This window comes from Streptomyces sp. LZ34 (assembly GCF_053890475.1).
Genome location: NZ_CM132680.1, coordinates 11,976,478 through 11,993,122 on the forward strand (window position 1 = coordinate 11,976,478; position 16,645 = coordinate 11,993,122).

Sequence of the window (16,645 nt, forward strand, 5' to 3'; positions counted from 1 at the left end):
CCCGCCCGGGCGGGGCAGCTCAGGCGTCCGCGGTGGCCACTCGGCCGGCGAAGCCGTAGCCCGCTTCGTCGACGGTCCTGGCGAGCAACTGGTCGAACGCCGCGTCGGGCTTGGTGGCGGTCGTCACGGTCACCAGTCCGGTGCCGATCTCGACCTCGACGGCCTTGACGTCGTCCAGACCGCCGACGGCCTTGGCGACGACTCCCTGGCAGTGGGCGCTGCCGACGCCCTCGACCCGGTAGCTGGTCCTGGGCGTGGTGTGGCAGCTTCCGTCCGGGGTGCAGCAGTCCGACATGGGTGGTCCTCCGTCATCGATGGTTGATACCCCAGCGGGGTATCGGTGACGGCTTCTTGTATACCCCCCTCCCGTATTCATCGCAAGGGTGGGTCGGGCTTGACTTGATACCCCCAGGGGGTAATTTGAGGTGTCGATATGCGGCTCCGCCGCGTGGGCATGAAGGCCGCGGGAACGCGGCCAGGAGACAAGGGGTGTGTCATGAACACTGGACTGCGGATCGCCGCATTCGCCGCCGCGCTCGCCGCGACCTTCGGCACCGCGTACGGCGTGGGCAGCGGAGTCGGTGAGATCTCGCCCGAGCCGGCGAGCGCGGCTCACCAGGGGCACCCGGATGCCTCGCGGGGCGAGCGGGGCGAAGGGGGCGAGGGGGCCGAGCACGGCGGAGGACATGAGCAAGGCCAGGACGGAGGGCATGAGCCCTCCCCGCCCGGAGGTCTCCAGATATCCGAAGGGGGCTACACCCTCGATCTGAGGACCTCGCGACTCCAGACCGGCAAGAGCGCCGATCTGCGCTTCGCCATCGTGCGGGACGGGACGGGACGCCCGCTCACCGCGTACGACCGTGAGCACGACAAGGAACTGCACCTGATCGTCGCCTCGCGCGACCTGGCGACCTTCCGCCATCTGCACCCGACCCGGGCGGCCGACGGCACCTGGTCCACCCCCGTGGATCTGCCCGAGGCCGGCCCGTACCGGGTCTTCGCCGACTTCACGCCCAAGGGCGGGGAAGGGCTCACACTCGGCGCCGACCTGGCCGTGGCCGGAGCGTACGAGCCGACGGAACTGCCCGCGCGCGGCACCACGGCCCGCGTCGACGGTTACCAGGTCGAGCTGGGCGGCGGCCTCACGCCGGGCAAGGGCAGCGAGCTGACGCTGACCGTCACCAGGAACGGCAAGCCGGTGCGGGACCTCCAGCCCTACCTCGGCGCCTACGGCCACCTGGTCGCCCTGCGCTCCGGCGACCTCGCCTATCTGCACGTCCACCCCGGAGGTGAGCCCGGAGACGGCAAGACGAAGCCCGGACCCGAGATCTCCTTCACGGCGACGGCACCGAGCCCGGGCGCCTACCGCCTGTTCCTGGACTTCAAGCACCAGGGCAAGGTCCACACCGCGGCCTTCACCGTGCAGACCGCCCCGAATACCTCAATTGGATGAGGGGGAATTCGATCGACTGAGGTACTCGGATTTCGGCTAAACGTACGAAGCTGCAGGCCAGGGCGGCTTTCTAGGCTCTGAGACATGGAAATTCGCGGCGGCGGCCCCATCACCGCGCCGCTGTGTTGCCCCTGTCCCCTCCGGAAGAGCTGAAGTCTTGATGCCTGCTGCCCCCCGAGTACGTCCCGCCCCCGACCAGACCGGCCGCCGCCAGCGCATGCTGGGCGCGGCGGTCGCCGCGAGCCTGGCGCTGGGTGCCCTGGCGGCACCCGCGGCCATGGCCGCGGACCGCGGCGCACCGCGCGGCGCCGGGGCGGCCGGTGCCCAGAAGCCCGGCCCCAAGCTCGACACCGGCTCCCCGGTGCGGGTGAACCAGGTCGGCTATCTGACCCACGGCCCCAAGAAGGGCACCGTCGTCACCGGCGCCACCAAGCCCCTGACGTGGACCCTCAGGGCCGCCGACGGCACCAAGCGAGCCGGCGGGACCACCACGCCCGCAGGCGTCGACCGCAGCTCCGGGCAGAACGTCCAGACCTTCGACTTCAGCAAGGTCACCGCCCAGGGCAAGGGATTCACCATCAACGTCGACGGGAAGCAGAGCGAGCCGTTCTCCATCAGCGACGACCTCTACAGCTCGCTGCGCCGCGACTCGCTGGAGTACTTCTACCAGAACCGCAGCGGCATCAAGATCGACGCGGATCTCGTCGGCGGCAAGTACGCCCGCCCGGCGGGTCATGACAAGGCGACCGCGCACCGGGGCGACACCGACGTGCCGTGCCAGCAGGGCGTGTGCGACTACCGCCGGAATGTCTCCGGTGGCTGGTACGACGCCGGCGACCAGGGCAAGTACGTCGTCAACGGCGGTATCTCCGTGGCCCAGCTGATGTCCGAGTTCGAACGCACCCGTACCACCAAGGGCGCCGACGCCAAGCCGCTGGGCGACGGCCGGCTCCGGGTGCCCGAGCACGGCAACGGCATCCCGGACATCCTCGACGAGGCCCGCTGGGAGATGGACTTCCTGATGCGCATGCAGGTGCCCCAGGGCAAGCCGCTCGCCGGCATGGCCTTCCATAAGGTGCACGACAAGGAGTGGACCGGGTTCCCGACGCGGCCGGACCAGGACAAGCAGCAGCGTGAGCTGCACACGCCGTCCACCGCCGCCACGCTCAACCTCGCGGCCACCGCCGCCCAGAGCGCCCGCCTCTTCAAGCCCTACGACCCGCAGTTCGCCGCCCGGAGCCTGCACGTGGCCAAGACCGCCTGGGCCGCGGCCAAGGCACATCCGAACATCCTGGCCGGCGACCAGGACTCCACGGGCGGTGGCGCCTACGGCGACAGCAACGTCAGCGACGAGTTCTACTGGGCCGCGGCCGAGCTGTTCATCACCACCGGTGACAACACCTACCGCAAGGCCGTCCTCGACTCTCCGCTGTACGGCGACGTCGACGCGATCTTCCCGCGCACCAGCGCCCTGTCCTGGGCGTCGACCGCGGGCCTCGGACAGCTCGACCTGGCCACCGTGGACAACAAGCTCACCGACAAGCAGCGCGCCGAGGTGCGCAAGACGGTGATCCGGGCCGCCGACCGCTACGCCGCGTTCTCCGCGAAGTCGGCCTACGGCGTGCCGTACGCGCCGAAGGGCGGCAAGTACGAGTGGGGCTCCAACAGCCAGGTGCTGAACAACATGGTCGTCCTCGCCACGGCACACGAGCTGACCGGCAAGACCCGCTACCGTGACGCGGTGCTGCGCGGCATGGACTACCTGCTGGGCGGGAACCCGCTCAACCAGTCCTATGTCACGGGCTACGGCGAGCGGGACTCGCACCGCCAGCACCACCGCTTCTGGGCGCACCAGCTCGCCGCCAAGCTGCCGAGCCCCGCGCCCGGCACGCTGGCCGGTGGCCCGAACTCCGGGCTGGAGGACCCGGTCGCCCAGAAGAAGCTCAAGGGCTGCGCCCCGGCGATGTGCTACATCGACGACATCATGGCGTTCTCCACCAACGAGGTCACCATCAACTGGAACGCCCCGTTGGCCTGGATCTCCTCGTACGTCGACGATCTGGGCAAGGGCATGGCCTACAAGGGCTGAGCCGGCCGTCCCACATCACGCCGCCGAGGGCGGCCGCGCACCGGGCGCGGCCGCCCTCGACGCATGACAGGGGTGTTAGGAGATGGTGATGGCCAGTTCGTCGTCGGTGAAGGTGCCATGGGCGGGGTTGACGTCCGTTTCCCCGCCGCGGCCGTCGCAGCCCCGGTCCGGGTTGAACAGGAGATAGGTGCCCGAGGAGCAGCTGATGGCCATTTCGGCGTCGCCGCCGAGGACCACGTTGCCGGACAGGTTGGCCCCGCCCTGGACGATGGCGTTGTCCTTGACCACGACGTTGCCGCTGATGGTGGCGCCGGAGTTGACCCAGGACAGGCCCTCGATACGGGCGTTGCCGGTGACGGTGGAGCTGCCGAACACCGCGGCGCGCGGCCCGACGTAGACGCCGGCGGCGACGTTGGCGCGGTTGTCGACCCAGCCGCCGCCGTTGGAGTGCCAGTGTCCGCCGCCGGTGGCGGTCGGCTTCTGGTAGCCCGGCTCATAGCCGGACGGGATGGCGCCGCTGATCCGGAACTCGTACGGGTAGCGGTAGTTCTTGGTGTAGCCGTCGAGGTAGGCGTAGTGGTGCACGGTGCTCGGGGCGCCGGTGACCACCAGGTACACCTCCTTCTCGCCGGGCTGGGTCTGGAAGCTGAGCTGACCGTCGGCGCTGGTGGAGACGGGCCCGTAGCGCGGGGTGCCGTTCTTCACCGCGACAAAGCCGTAGGACCAGCCGGACCCGGCGGCCGCGTTGACATGGCCCTTGAGGTGCAGCCGGATCAGTGCCCCGTCGCTGCTGGGCACCAGCTTGATCTTGTTGTAGCCGTAGTCGGACGGGGCGAGCGGGTCCGGAATGGCGTAGTGGCCGGCGGACTGGTTGACCGCGTTCACCGGGACGCCGTTGTAGGCGTTGATGAAGCCCGCGCCGTAGACGTTGTTGATGAACGGCATGATGTGGGACCGGTTGGAGTAGTCGTAAGTGACCTGGCGCTGCGCGTACTCGGCGATCCGCGTGTTCAGCTGGGCCTGGCTGAGGTTGTTGATCCGCCGGTACACCTCCAGCGGGTGTTCGTTGTTCTTCGCCTGGTTCCAGATGTCGGTGAAGGTCTTCATCCCGCCGTAGCGGTCGACCAGGTACTGCACCAGCATCCAGTTGCCGTAGTGGTGGCGGCTGGAGGAGTAGGCGAGGTTCTCGGTGCGCAGGAACCGGGTCAGATCGCCCGCGCCCCCGTCCGGGTACACCTGCATCGCCATGTACTCGGCGCCGGTCTCCCAGAATGTCCCGGCCGACGGATCGGTCAGCCCGGCGCCGCCGCCCTTGCCCATGAACGTGTAGTTCTGGAAGACATGGCCCAGTTCATGGGCCAGTCCCCAGGAGCCGGGCTGGGCCGCGCCGGGGGCGATGTTGATCACCCCGACTCTGCCGTCGGCCTGGCCGCCCGAGGCCCAGGCGTTGAGGTTGCTGTTGTTCCAGGTCTGGGTGACGATCACGTCGATCTTGTGCTGGGACAGCAGGCCGGTCTCCGGCGTGAACTTCAACGTGCTGACGTAGAAGGAGTACAGCCGCTCCAGCTGGCTGAGGATGTCGTCGGGGTCGAACCGGTACTGCCCCGATGCGTTCTTGGGGTCGGTACCCGACTTCTCCCCCCACAGCAGGATGAAGTTGTTCGACTCCTTGGTCCTGTTCTGGGCCCAGGGCACCTCGCCGGTCGCCGCCCAACTGGGCGGGATGTACACCGTCTTGGCCGCCGCTGCCGTCGGTGCCTGCTGGCGCGCTGCCGCCGGTGTCACGCCCAGCGCGACGGTGAGCGCCAGCATCGCCGCCGCCGTGATTAATCGTCGCGGCCATGTCAATAATGGGGATCTCATGCCCGATCCTCCGTTTCGATGGGATTCCCGTGGGGTGTGAGGGAATGGTGTCACGGGAGCGCTCCCACGGCCATTGCCGCGCGCACTCCGCATCTATGTCACGCGGAAGAAGCGGTCGGCGTCTACAACCATCCAACCCCCTCGCATGTCACCTAGATGACGCAAACAGCGTCCAGAGGTAATAAGGGGGATACATGAAGCTTTCTCGCTATATGGCCGCCACCGCGGTCCTGGCCTCCGCCGTCGCGGGCACCGCGGCCCTGGCCCCGCAGGCCACGGCCGCCACCAGGGCCGCGTACAACGGGGTCTGCGGCAGCGGCTACAAGGTGGTGAACTCGGCGCCGATCGGCCAGAAGGGCACCGTCTACCTGACGTACAACTCCGCGAAGGGCAAGAACTGCGTGGTCACCGTCAGGAACGCCTCGGGTTCCGCGGTCCCGATGTTCGCCTACCTCTATGCGTACGATGGCGAGTACCAGGAGGACGTCGGCGAGTACACGTCCTACGCGGGCCCGGTGTACGTCTCCGCCCGCGGCAAGTGCGTGGATTGGGCCGGCGGCATCGACAACCAGGCGACCTGGACGTACGGGAGCAACTGCGGGTCGCTGAAGGAGCACCGGGTGACCAAGGGCTGGTGACCGGCGGCTGGTTCGCCGCCAGGGACGATGCCTCGCGCAACCGCGCGGTCGGGTGGGTGGTACGTTCCGACCGGGCACCCCGTGTGGTGTCGCACCTGCTTCCTGTGGAAAGGCTCTGACTGTGGCGGCCAGTCTCTCGGACGGCTTGAAGAAGTACCTCGATGAATCACGCGCCTTCGCGACCGTGGCGACCATCTCACCCGACGGTCGCCCGCATCTGACGGTCGTCTGGGTCATCCGCGACGGTGACGACCTGCTGTTCTCCACGACCGTGGACCGGCTGCAGGGCAAGAACCTCCGCCGTGACCCGCGGATAACCGTGATGATCAACCCGCCGGAGGACCCGTACCTCTACGCCGAGATCCGTGGCACCGCCACCGTCACCCCGGACAGCGACAAGGAAGTGCTGAACAAGGTGTCGCTGAAGTTCACGGGCAAGGAATACGCCACCTTCAACCCGTCCTCCAAGGACGACGGTGAGCGGGTCGTCGTACGGGTCACCCCGACCAAGGTCGTGGGCCGGCTCTGAAACACCGCACCCCCCGCGTCCCGCCGGGCGGCCCAGCGCCGATCGGGCGGGACGCGGGGGGTGTTCGGCTGCTCAGCTTCCCCGCAGGGCGGCCAGTGTGGCGTCGAGGTCGGCGGGGCGGGGCCGGTTGTGGGGGAGCCTGGCGAGAAGCGCGGCCATGCCGCAGGTGTCGGTGAGCGCCGAGAAGACCAGACCTCCCGCGATGCCCGCCGAGACCAGCTGCCAGGCCGGGTGCAGCAGCCCGAGGCCCAGACCGGTCAGCACGACGGCCCCGGCGGTGAAGCGGACCTGACGCTCCATGCTCCAGGCGGCGCGGGAGGCGGCCCTGGGGTGGTGCAGCTCATGGCCGCGGTCCGCCCAGGCGCTGGTCCCTCCGGTCAGGGTCGCGGCGGTCACCCCGTGTTCGGCGAGCGTCTCGCACGCCTTCGCGGAGCGTGCGCCGGACGCGCAGACCAGGAGTATCCCGCCCCTCCCGGCGGCCTCCTCGATCGCGGGCAGGGCACGGCCGAGCTGGTCCAGGGGGATGTTGTGGGCGCCGGGGAGATGCCCCGAGGCGTACTCGCCCGGCGTGCGGACATCGATGACCGTGAGGTCGTGCAGACGGGCGCGGGCCTGGTCGGCGGTGCAGGCGTGGGGAGCGTTCATGGTGGTGCACATCCAGAAGGTTGTCGACGGTGCCCCATGCGGGGGGTAAATTACCCCGAGGGGTATTGTGTGGAGGTGTTTTCGTGGAACTGGATCTCGCCGGCGCGGAGCTGAAGGCCGTCCTGAACCGGCTGCGGCGTGCCCAGGGGCAGATCTCCGGCGTGATCCGGATGATCGAGGAGGGGCGGGACTGCGAGGACGTCGTCACTCAGCTCGCCGCCGCCTCGCGCGCCTTGGACCGGGCGGGCTTCGCCATCATCGCCACCGGGTTGCAGCAGTGTCTGACCGACACCGCGGCGGGCGGAAACGCGGACGAGGACCGGGAGCAGATGCGCGCCAGGCTGGAGAAGCTGTTTCTCTCCCTCGCGTGACGCTCATACGATCACGTCGATCAGCATAAGCGCCGCCACCGCCAGCAGCACCGAGGCGAAGACGCGCCGGAGCACGCCACCGGAGACGTTGGCCGCGAGGCGTTTCCCGTCCCAGGCGCCGAGGATCGCGGTCCCGGTGAAGGGCGCGAGGACCGCCCAGTCGATGCCGTGGGCGCTGCCGCCGCGGGCGACCAGCGCGGCCAGCGAGTTGGCGGTGATGACCAGCAGGCTGGTGCCGACCGCGGCCCGCATCCGCAGGCCGAGCGCGCCCACCAGGGCCGGTACGGCGAGGAAACCGCCGCCCACGCCCAGGACGCCCGTCACGGCGCCGAGACCGGCCCCGGCCCCGGCGGCCCGGCCCGGTCGCACCGGGCGACTGCCCTCCCTTTCAGGGGTGTGCCGGAACATGCGCAGCGACGCGGCGCCCGCGACGAGCGCGAACGCCCCCGTCAGCAGGGCCGGCGGCAGATGGCCGGCGACCAGCCCGCCCAGGGCCGCGGGCGGCAGGCCCGCGGCCGCGAAGAGCGCTCCCGTACGCCAGTGGACATGGCCGTCGCGCGCGTGTGCGTACAGCGCGGTGGCGGACGTGGCGGTGACGATGATCAGACTCGCGGTGGTGGCCGCGGCGGGGGTGAAGCCGAGCAGATAGATCAGAGCGGGGACGGCCAGTACGCTGCCGCCGCCCCCGAGGGCGCCCAGCGCGAGGCCGATGACGGCCCCGGCGGCCAGGGCGAGAAGCGGTGTGCTCACGCTGTCCGGCCGCCGTCGCCCGGGCCGTCCGCCATCGAGCCGCCCGCCACCGCGCCGCCGTCGCCCGGGCCGTCCACCACCGGCAGGCCCGCCTCGGCCCAGGCCCGCCTCGGCCCAGGCCTGCATCCCGCCGCCGACGTCCACCGCGTCGATGCCACGCCCGACGAGCAGCTCGACCGCCTGCCGGGAGCGGTTGCCGGTACGGCAGATCACCACGAGCGGGCGGTCCTGGACGCCCTGGGGCAGCGGCGCCCCGGCGGTCAGCGCGGACAGCGGCGCGAGGACCGCGTCGGGTGCGTGTCCGGCGACCCATTCCTCCGGCTCGCGCACATCCAGCAGCACCGCATCGCCATGAACTCCGGTGCGGGTCCGGGCCCGCTCCGCGGTGATCCGCTCAGGACCGCGGCTGTAGAGACCGGAGACGCCGGAGAGGCCGGAGACGACCGGCAGGCCGGCCTTGCGCGCGGCGTGAACACGGGCATGCTCCCTTCGTGCGTCATTTACCCCCCGGGGTATATGGCCGACCCTAGCAGAATTACCCCCGGGGGTATCTGGGGGAGGTGTGAGAGGCAAGAAAGCGCTGTCCCTTGCTGCGATGGCAAGACCCGGGAAACGGCCACCGTCGGGTGCAATGTGTCGATGAACAAGCGGTGTTCGGTGCAAGGCGTGCGTGATGCCTTGACAGGTGACGTTGACAGCGCTTTCTATGACTCGGCCGCAGCGCGGCACCCATCCCGAGGAAGGGGTCGATGATGACACCTATGCACCCAGCCAGACGCGCCGGACACGGCCGGCTGCTCGGCCCGCTCGTCGCGGTCACCCTGGGCGCGCTCGCGCTGTTCGGGCAGCCCGCCACCGCCCGGGCAGCCGACTCGCCGGGCGGAACCACGTACTACGTGGATTCGGGCTCGGGGAACGACGGCGCTTCGGGCACCAGCGCCGCCAATCCCTGGCGGAGCCTCGACCAGGTCAACCGGACGACGTTCCGGCCCGGTGACCGCATCCTGCTCAAGGCCGGGGGCTCATGGCAGGGGCAGCTGTGGCCCAAGGGATCGGGTGAAGAGCACCGGCCGATCGTGATCGGCGACTACGGCAAGGGGCCGAAGCCGAGGATCCAGGGGGAGGGGCGCGTCGATGACGCGGTCCGTCTGTTCAACCAGGAGTACTGGGAGATCCGCGACCTCGACGTCAGCAACGCGGTCCCCGTCACCGGCACGCCCGGCGAGAACCTGCGCGACCTGCGCGGCATCCATGTGTCGGGGGACGACTCGCGACGGCTCGACCACTTCGTCATCGAGCGGGTGGACGTCCACGACGTCACGGGCGAGGTGAACTGGATCAGCGGCAGCGTCTCGAACAACGCCCCGGGAATCCACTTCAAGACGGGCTGGGACGGCTCGAAGAAGACCGGTGGCATCATCTTCGACACCACCGTGCCCGACATCACCGCGCCACCCGCCGCCCCGACCGTCCTCAACGACATACAGGTGCTCCACTCCACGGTGCGCAACACCTCGTTCGCCGGAATCGTGGTGAAGCAGTACACAGGTGACGGGAAGGACGCGAACGGCGACACCATCGCCACACCGACCGGCTGGGGCACCCGCACCTCGGCCGGCGACACCACCTTCACCCCGCACACCGATGTCACCATCCGGGACAACTACATCACCCAGGCCGGCACGGCCTACGGATGCAACGGGGTGTATCTGACCAATGTGCGGGGCGCCCTGGTCGATCACAACGTGGTCGACGCGACGGGGACCTCGGGCATCGAGACGTACTACTCCGACGACGTGGTGATCCAGCGCAACGAGGTGTACCGGACGCAGCAGAAGGCCGGGGGCGCCGACTCCAACGGCATCGACGCGGACAAGGGCACCACGCGGGTCGTCATCCAGTACAACTTCGTGCACGACAACGGCGACGGCGTCCTGCTCTGCCAGTTCGCGTTCGGCGATGTCGTGGTCCGCTACAACATCGTCAGCGGAAACTCCCGGTACCCCTTCTATCTGCACTCCGACAAGGCGGCCTCCGCGGAGATCTACAACAACACCGTGCACAACACCACGAGCCGCTACGTGGCGTACGGCTACGGGTCCTCCCTCGCCGCCCGGTACGACCTCCACGACAACGCCTTTTACTCGTCGGTGGCCGACGCGTCCCTGACCACCAGCCCCACCATCACCTACGACCGCAACTTCTACGGCGGCGCCACGCTGCCCGTCCCCGCGACCGACACCGCCGCCCGCACGGGCGACCCGCTGTTCCGGGACCCGGCCGTATCGGGCCCGTACGGCACGGCCGCCACCGGACCGCAGCTCGGGACGGCCCTGGGCTTCGCCCCGGCCAAGGGCTCACCGCTGATCGACAGCGGCGCGGCCACCCCGGACAACGGCGGCCGTGACTACATCGGCACCCGGCTGTACCAGGGCGCCCCGGACCTCGGCGCCGTCGAGTACCGGCGGTGACGGCCGTGCCCGGCCGGGGCGGCGGGACCACCGGCCGGGCACGCCACACCGGGTGCTGGTAGAGAGGGGAAGGTGACCCATGACCACCCCGAATCCGCCCCACGCGTCCCGCCCGGCCGGACCCGCGACCAGTGGCGCTCCGTACGAGCGGACCTGAACCGGCGGCGGTCCGACCTGACCGCCCGCGCCGCCGAGGCATTCCCCGCCCACCGGCGCGTGGCCGGCACCCCCCTTCTCGCCCGGCCGGGGTGGATCCCCGACCGGCCCCTTCCGCTGGAGCGGGTGCGCCTGGTGTGGACCGGCGACAGCCCCGCCACTCCGGTGGACGGGCACAGTCCCGCGCTGGACCCCATCCGGCCGCTGCGCGACGACGGCACACCGTATGCCTCCTACGCCGACGCCGTCGGTGAGCTGGCGCGCCCCCGCCTGTTCGAAGACCGCGCGTGCTACCGGCTGCTCCAGGTGAGGGGCGGTGGCGCGCCCACGCTCACCTTCGGCCGCGGCCGCTACTTCGACGTCATCGACATCTGCGAGGCCGCGGCGCATGAGTTCGCCGCGGCGGCCACGCCCGGCGGCGACCGGGCCCCGGACCCGGCCGGGACGCCGTTCCGCGCCCTCATCGGCGACCCGACCGATCTGAACCGCCGCCCGGTCATGGCGGCCGTCAGCACCCTCCTCCTGCGCCACGACCCGGGCCGCGCCCGGGGCTCCGTCCCGGAAGACAGCGCCGCCGAGTTCATCCTCCACTGGCGCGATCCGGCGAAGGTCGCCACCGGGGGAGGGCTCCACCAGGTGACGCCGGTCGGCATGTTCCAGCCGTCCCACGACGCTCCCTGGAACGAGGCCAACGACTTCGGCCTGTGGCGCGCGGTCGTCCGCGAGCTCAGTGAGGAACTGCTCGGCACGAGCGAGGACTACGGCAGCGACACCGCCCCCATCGACTACGACGGATGGCCCCTCAACCGGGCCCTGGGCGAGGCCCGCGCCTCCGGCGCGGCGAGTGTCCACTGGCTGGGGCTCGGCGTGGACCCGCTGACGTTCGTCACCGACATGCTCACCGTGCTCGTCCTGGACGCCGAGGTCTTCGACGAGCTCTTCCGGCACCTGGCCGCGACAAACGACGAAGGGCATCTCGTCGGTGTCGAGGACGGCACCGGCCGCTCGATGGGCGTGCCCTTCCGGGCCGACCACATCGAGCGGCTCACGACCGTCGAACCCATGCAGCCCGCCGGTGCCGCCCTGCTCAGGCTCGCCTGGCTCCACCGGGACGCGCTGCTGGGACGGGCTTGAGGCGGCCCGGCCCAGCAGACATCAGTGCCCGGCGGACATCAGCGGCGCAGCGTCAGCCAGTCGAGGGCGGCGACCCGGGGGCCGCCGGTGGCGACGAGATGGACATCGTGTGTGCCGGTGACGGTACGGGGGAGGGCCACCGACCGTTCCCGCCAGGTGTCGGTGGAGCCGGTGTCCGGCACCGGCAGGGTGGCGGCCACCCGGCCGTCCGGGGCGTCGAGCCGCAGCTGTAGCGAGCAGCCCCGTCCGCACCCGGCGGAGGCCAGCCGTACGGTCAGCTTGTCCGCGCCCGCGCCGAACCGCACCCCGCGGAAGCCGATCCGGTCGCCCGAACCGAGCACTCCGGTGGCCGCGTCGCCCCGCTCGGCCCCGCGCACCGAGGTGGCCTGTTCGGCCTGGAGGGTGGCCGCGGCGTCCGGGCCGTCCGCGTAGAGCCGGATCTCGTTCACCGCCCAGGGGACCTCGCCCGGGGCCGTCAGCTCGACGCGCAGATAGCGGGCGGTCTGCTGCGGGAACACCGCGTCCTGGGTGAAGGAACGGCCGCCGACCCGGGCCACGGGAGAACCCCAGTGGCTGCCGTCGTCGCTGACGGAGACGGCGAAGCCGTACGGGTGGCCGGTGGCGTCCATGCCGGCGTCGATCGACAGCCGGTCGAAGGTCTTCGCCGCGCCGAGGTCGAGCGTGAGCGACTGGCCCGGGCCTTGAGTGGCCGCGCCCTTCCACTGGGTGGTCTGGACGCCGTCCACGGCGGTCGAGGCGTCGGTGCCGTCGGAAGCAGTCGCCTTCCAGCCGTCGTTGCGGACCCGCGACTGGCAGCCCGGCAGGTTGCAGCCGGACGACCAGATCGGCGCGCCGTACTCATACGCACCCTGGTCGGGGCCCGCGCCCCGGACACCGGTGGTCACCCCGTCCACGGTCTCGCCGGCGTCGATGGCGGGCGAGCCCTCGCGCGGCCACAACTCGCCGTTGCGCGCGTCGGTGTAGCCCGGGTCGGCGGGCGGCAGCAGGTTGCTGCGCACCACCGGGGCCGGGTCGCCCGGCCCGCTGATCTCCATCGGCCCGAGCGCCACGTCGTTGCTGACGTAGGTGCCCGAGGCGTCGGTCGCGCCGCTCAGCCGGACGGCGGTGGAGACACCGAGGCCGTAGGAGGAGTTGTGGTCGCGGTTGCCGAGGCTGACGCTGCTGTGGCCGTTGAAGAAGGTGCCTCGGGAGCCGGTGTTGTACGCCACGTTGTGGTGCAGCAGGAAGTTGCCGGAGGAGTTGTCGATGTAGTAGCCGACCTGGCCGTCGGCGTCGTGGACGGTGTTGTGGTCGACGCTGGTGCCCTTGGCGTCCAGGTTGCAGCACACATAGAACGGGCTGCCGTCACGCGAGGTGCGCATGGCCTCGGACAGGTCGTTGTAGGCGATGCGGTTGTCGTGGAAGGGCACCCCGTTGAGCTGCCAGGCGGTGTCGATGCTCGCCCGGCCGGTGCGCCGGATCGTGTTGTGGGTGACGGTCTGCCCACTGCCGTTGACCTCGATGCCGGGCGTGTAGCTGCCCATCCAGCCGATGTCGTGGATATAGGTGTTGGTCACGGTGTTCTTGCTGCCGCGCAGCAGCACGCCGGTGCCCGCGGAGTACGCGATCTCACTGTCGCGCAGGGTGTTGCCGCTGCCGCGGATCTGCACCCCCGAGCCCAGCACCCGGGCGGCGACGATGTGCCCCTCGAAGGGCGGGATGGCCAGCTCGTCGTCGCGTGGCATGGGCAGGGTCGAGAACTCGGAGATATAGCGGGCCCGCAACCCCTCGACGAGCACACCGGTGCTGTCGTCGCCGGTGCGCAGCGAGGTGCCCCACAGGTCGAGCCCCCGGACGGTGACATACGAGCTCCCGGAGAGGTCCACGCCCCAGCTCTCGTACTTCGCGGTCACGGTGTGGCCCGCCAGGCCCCCCTTGGGCGGGACCAGGTACAGCCGCTTCGCGCCCTTGTCGTAGTACCACTCGCCCGGCTGGTCGAGGGTGGACTTGGCGCCGACCAGGTAGTAGTTGCGGTAGTTCTGGTCCCCCATGCACAGCGGGGTGCAGCGGTAGTTGCCACCCTTGAAGTCGAGCGCGCCGGAAGCGGTGGTGGTCACCGTGCCGGTCTGCTGGCTCCAGGGGTTGGACCCGGCCCACAGATGGACGGTGGCGCCGGTGAAGTCGCCGGCCGGCAGGTCGGGGTCGTCGATGTGCTGGTCGGTGGAGGTCCGCTCGGCGACGGCCCACGACGGGTTGAGCGGGTCGGGCCCCGAGTTGGGCCAGCGGCCCTCCATGGCGCGCTCGCCGTCGACGAACAGGGCGTTCTCGCTGGGGTCGAGCGGCAGGTCCACCTCGGTGGCGACCAGCCCGTCCCCCGCGTCCCGCCAGCCCGCCACGGTCCTGGTGCCGTCGACGGTGACGGTGCCGTCCCCGTACGCGGCGATGGTGATCGGCGCGTCCTTGGTGCCCGAGGGCGGGGCGACGCGCTCGCGGTAGCGGCCGCGGTGGACCAGACAGGTGTCCCCGGGCCGGACCAGCTCGGTGCAGCGGCCGATGGTGCGCAGCGGACGCGCCGCGCTGCCGCTGTCCCGGTCGGCGCCCCAGGTGGCGACGTGGTACGTATGGCCCCGGGACGAGCCGGCCGCGGTGTCGGCCACCGCGGCCCCCGGGAGCGACGTCGTGGCCAGGGCCGCCGCTGCCGCGGCGACCACGGACACGATCCTGAGCGCGGATCTCATGTACAGCCTCCAGTGTTGGGGTGTGCGGGTGGGCGCCTCCAGGCGGCCTCGCCCTCCGGCCCCGCGACGGTGCCGAGGACGGCGCAGCGCAGCCAGTGCTCGCCGGGCGCCAGGTGTCCGGTCAGCGTGGGCAGGGCGGTGCGCCGGGCGAGCACATTGGTCCCGGGCAGACAGTCGACGACCTGCCCGGTGCGCTGTCCGTCGCTGTCGATCAGCCCGGTCAGCCCGGCCGGCCCCCAGGCCCGGGCCCGCCCGGCGCAGGCCTGCCGGGTAAGGCCCGGGTCGCGGTCGACGGCGAAGCCGCCCTCGGCGGTGTGCAGGGCGCGCCCGGTGCGGATGCGGTGGGTGCGCAGATGCCAGGGCGGGGCGGCGGTCAGCCAGGTGGTGATCTCGACGTCCGGCCAGGGGTGCCAGGTGCAGCGGACGGTGTCCCCGTCCATCTGCGTGGCGGCGGGCTCCTCGCGGACGCGGTAGTGGGTGCCGTCGTCGCTGAGGGCGAGCATCGAGTCGTACGCCCCCTGCTCCAGGCCCAGCGGACCCGAGGGCAGGCTGAAGCCGAACCGGGTCGAGTAGGCGAACTTGGCGTACTTCTCCGCGCCGTGCCGCACCCACGCGTGGTGCTGCCGGCCGGCCAGCAGCGTGACCTCGCCGCCCGCGCGCATCAGCACCGCGCCGGCGTGGGGTTGGGGGCTGACCGGGGCGAGAGCGGGGGCGGGCAGCTCCGGCGCGGTCCAGAAGGGATGGCCCGCAGGGAGCGCGAGGGGCAGCAAGGACTTCATCGCCCAGTACGGGGAGCCGGGGGCGTTGTACTGCTCGGCGAGCGCGGGCTGCGGATAGCCGTAGCCGATGGACAGCAGGCCGTCGCCCACGGCCTCCGGGCGCCGCTGCCACCAGCGCAGATGGCGCAGCAGATGCCCCTTGACCACACCCCATGGCAGCGCCTCGACCCCGGCGTACGGCAGCGCGGCCCAGAACGCGGCCTGCGCGAAGCGGTAGGTGAGGCTGCGGCCGTACGGGACGGCGGCCCCGTCGTCCGCGAACCAGTGCTGGAGGTCCTTGGCGAACAGCGAGGCGCGCATCCGGAAGCGCACCGCGCGCTCGGGGTTGCGCTCACCGGCGAGCGCCGCGTACAGCAGCCCGTAGAAGTGCATCGCCCAGGGCACGTAGTAGTCGCGGCGTTCGGTGGGCCCGTCCGCGTACCAGCCGTCGCCGAGCGCGAAGGACTCCAGCCGGTCCAGTCTGGCCCGGATCGGGACGGGGTCGTAGGACACGCCGACCCGGTCGAGGCCGAGGCTGATCAGGACGGGGAAGAACAGCCAGTTGTTCTCGGTGGTGGGGCGGTCGAGGGCGGAGCGCAGCCAGCGCGCGACCCGGTCCCGCTCGGGCCCCTTGAGCGGGTCCCACAGCCGGTCGGGGGCCAGCGCGAGGGCGAAGCCGATGGCGGCCATCTCGACGATCCGCTGGTCGTGGGGGCCGGGTTCGCCCCAGTACTCGGGATGGTCGGGGTCCGTGCCGGCGGCCAGGCCCTGTGCCCAGTGGCCCCAGTGCTCGAAGGCCCCGCCGCCCGCGGCGAGCGGCGCGAGCCCCCACAAGGGCCGGGCGAAGGACTCCAGTTCGGCGGCCGTGTCGTCGTGGATGGCGGTGTTGACGCCGAGCCTGAGCCTGGCCCGGCCCTCGCTGAAGCGCGGCAGCAGCGGCTCGGTGAGGTGGCGCGCGAACCCCTGCAACGCGTTGCGGTCGGTCATCCCTTCTCGGCTCCCGCCATGAGTCCGGAGCGCAGAAAGCGCTGGGCGAATACGAATGCGATC

General features: G+C 71.1%; 13 protein-coding genes and 1 pseudogene. 7 read left to right on the forward strand and 7 right to left on the reverse strand.

From position 1 onward, the window contains the following. Positions 1-19: 19 nt before the first annotated feature. Positions 20-295: a heavy-metal-associated domain-containing protein gene (locus tag ACWY4P_RS51300; RefSeq protein ID WP_456207688.1), complete on the reverse strand. Its 276-nt coding sequence runs from the start codon at positions 293-295 to the stop codon at positions 20-22. A 201-nt stretch (positions 296-496) separates the two neighbouring features. Here ACWY4P_RS51300 and ACWY4P_RS51305 point away from each other — a divergent pair, with 201 nt between their 5' ends. Then, positions 497-1,453, forward strand: coding sequence for a hypothetical protein (locus ACWY4P_RS51305; RefSeq protein WP_456207689.1), 957 nt, complete (start codon positions 497-499; stop codon positions 1,451-1,453). Positions 1,454-1,670: 217 nt separating this feature from the next. Next, on the forward strand, positions 1,671-3,542 hold the full coding sequence (locus tag ACWY4P_RS51310) for a glycoside hydrolase family 9 protein (protein WP_456213328.1): 1,872 nt from the start codon (positions 1,671-1,673) through the stop codon (positions 3,540-3,542). A 75-nt stretch (positions 3,543-3,617) separates the two neighbouring features. On the opposite strand, the gene ACWY4P_RS51315 is transcribed toward ACWY4P_RS51310, so the two are convergent. Next, positions 3,618-5,354 carry a DUF6055 domain-containing protein gene (locus ACWY4P_RS51315; protein WP_456207690.1) on the reverse strand — a complete coding sequence of 579 codons (1,737 nt, stop codon included), beginning with the start codon at positions 5,352-5,354 and terminating at the stop codon, positions 3,618-3,620. 245 nt (positions 5,355-5,599) lie between these two features. On the opposite strand from ACWY4P_RS51315, the gene ACWY4P_RS51320 reads away from it, so the two are divergent. Both ACWY4P_RS51320 and ACWY4P_RS51325 read left to right on the forward strand, forming a co-directional pair. Further along, positions 5,600-6,043 carry a spore-associated protein A gene (locus ACWY4P_RS51320; RefSeq protein ID WP_456207691.1) on the forward strand — a complete coding sequence of 148 codons (444 nt, stop codon included), beginning with the start codon at positions 5,600-5,602 and terminating at the stop codon, positions 6,041-6,043. 121 nt (positions 6,044-6,164) lie between these two features. Further along, a complete protein-coding gene (locus ACWY4P_RS51325) occupies positions 6,165-6,572 on the forward strand; it encodes a PPOX class F420-dependent oxidoreductase (RefSeq protein ID WP_456207692.1) in 408 nt (135 codons plus the stop codon). A 72-nt stretch (positions 6,573-6,644) separates the two neighbouring features. Here the strand turns inward: ACWY4P_RS51325 and ACWY4P_RS51330 are convergent, their stop codons facing one another. Continuing rightward, the gene (locus tag ACWY4P_RS51330) at positions 6,645-7,217 is read right to left on the reverse strand and encodes a rhodanese-like domain-containing protein (RefSeq protein ID WP_456207693.1); all 573 of its coding nucleotides are present in this window, start codon (positions 7,215-7,217) and stop codon (positions 6,645-6,647) included. A gap of 83 nt (positions 7,218-7,300) precedes the next feature. On the opposite strand from ACWY4P_RS51330, the gene ACWY4P_RS51335 reads away from it, so the two are divergent. Continuing rightward, the gene (locus ACWY4P_RS51335; protein ID WP_456207694.1) at positions 7,301-7,588 is read left to right on the forward strand and encodes a metal-sensitive transcriptional regulator; all 288 of its coding nucleotides are present in this window, start codon (positions 7,301-7,303) and stop codon (positions 7,586-7,588) included. 3 nt (positions 7,589-7,591) lie between these two features. Here the strand turns inward: ACWY4P_RS51335 and ACWY4P_RS51340 are convergent, their stop codons facing one another. Together ACWY4P_RS51340 and ACWY4P_RS51345 are read right to left on the reverse strand one after the other, a co-directional pair. After that, positions 7,592-8,338 (reverse strand): sulfite exporter TauE/SafE family protein, encoded by a 747-nt coding sequence (locus ACWY4P_RS51340; RefSeq protein WP_456213329.1) that lies wholly within the window; start codon positions 8,336-8,338, stop codon positions 7,592-7,594. A 168-nt stretch (positions 8,339-8,506) separates the two neighbouring features. Next, positions 8,507-9,097: pseudogene (locus ACWY4P_RS51345) on the reverse strand (rhodanese-like domain-containing protein); the annotation flags it as partial. Between the two features lie 2 nt (positions 9,098-9,099). On the opposite strand from ACWY4P_RS51345, the gene ACWY4P_RS51350 reads away from it, so the two are divergent. Beyond that, a complete protein-coding gene (locus ACWY4P_RS51350) occupies positions 9,100-10,809 on the forward strand; it encodes a right-handed parallel beta-helix repeat-containing protein (protein ID WP_456207695.1) in 1,710 nt (569 codons plus the stop codon). Between the two features lie 72 nt (positions 10,810-10,881). After that, positions 10,882-12,099, forward strand: coding sequence for a hypothetical protein (locus tag ACWY4P_RS51355; RefSeq protein ID WP_456207696.1), 1,218 nt, complete (start codon positions 10,882-10,884; stop codon positions 12,097-12,099). A 38-nt stretch (positions 12,100-12,137) separates the two neighbouring features. Here ACWY4P_RS51355 and ACWY4P_RS51360 read toward each other — a convergent pair whose 3' ends face one another. After that, the gene (locus ACWY4P_RS51360; RefSeq protein WP_456207697.1) at positions 12,138-14,837 is read right to left on the reverse strand and encodes a carbohydrate-binding protein; all 2,700 of its coding nucleotides are present in this window, start codon (positions 14,835-14,837) and stop codon (positions 12,138-12,140) included. Then, positions 14,834-16,582: a DUF2264 domain-containing protein gene (locus ACWY4P_RS51365; protein ID WP_456207698.1), complete on the reverse strand. Its 1,749-nt coding sequence runs from the start codon at positions 16,580-16,582 to the stop codon at positions 14,834-14,836. The genes ACWY4P_RS51360 and ACWY4P_RS51365 overlap by 4 nt, the downstream gene beginning before the upstream one ends. Between the last annotated feature and the right edge of the window lie 63 nt (positions 16,583-16,645).

What these genes read in the sequence shown, in the direction of transcription:
- ACWY4P_RS51300 (WP_456207688.1), bottom strand. Translation starts at nt 295, where the DNA reads ATGTCGGACTGCTGCACCCCGGACGGAAGCTGCCACACCACGCCCAGG.
- ACWY4P_RS51305 (WP_456207689.1), top strand. Translation starts at nt 497, where the DNA reads ATGAACACTGGACTGCGGATCGCCGCATTCGCCGCCGCGCTCGCCGCG.
- ACWY4P_RS51310 (WP_456213328.1), top strand. Translation starts at nt 1,671, where the DNA reads ATGCTGGGCGCGGCGGTCGCCGCGAGCCTGGCGCTGGGTGCCCTGGCG.
- ACWY4P_RS51315 (WP_456207690.1), bottom strand. Translation starts at nt 5,354, where the DNA reads ATGCTGGCGCTCACCGTCGCGCTGGGCGTGACACCGGCGGCAGCGCGC.
- ACWY4P_RS51320 (WP_456207691.1), top strand. Translation starts at nt 5,600, where the DNA reads ATGAAGCTTTCTCGCTATATGGCCGCCACCGCGGTCCTGGCCTCCGCC.
- ACWY4P_RS51330 (WP_456207693.1), bottom strand. Translation starts at nt 7,217, where the DNA reads ATGAACGCTCCCCACGCCTGCACCGCCGACCAGGCCCGCGCCCGTCTG.
- ACWY4P_RS51350 (WP_456207695.1), top strand. Translation starts at nt 9,100, where the DNA reads ATGCACCCAGCCAGACGCGCCGGACACGGCCGGCTGCTCGGCCCGCTC.
- ACWY4P_RS51360 (WP_456207697.1), bottom strand. Translation starts at nt 14,837, where the DNA reads ATGAGATCCGCGCTCAGGATCGTGTCCGTGGTCGCCGCGGCAGCGGCG.
- ACWY4P_RS51365 (WP_456207698.1), bottom strand. Translation starts at nt 16,582, where the DNA reads ATGACCGACCGCAACGCGTTGCAGGGGTTCGCGCGCCACCTCACCGAG.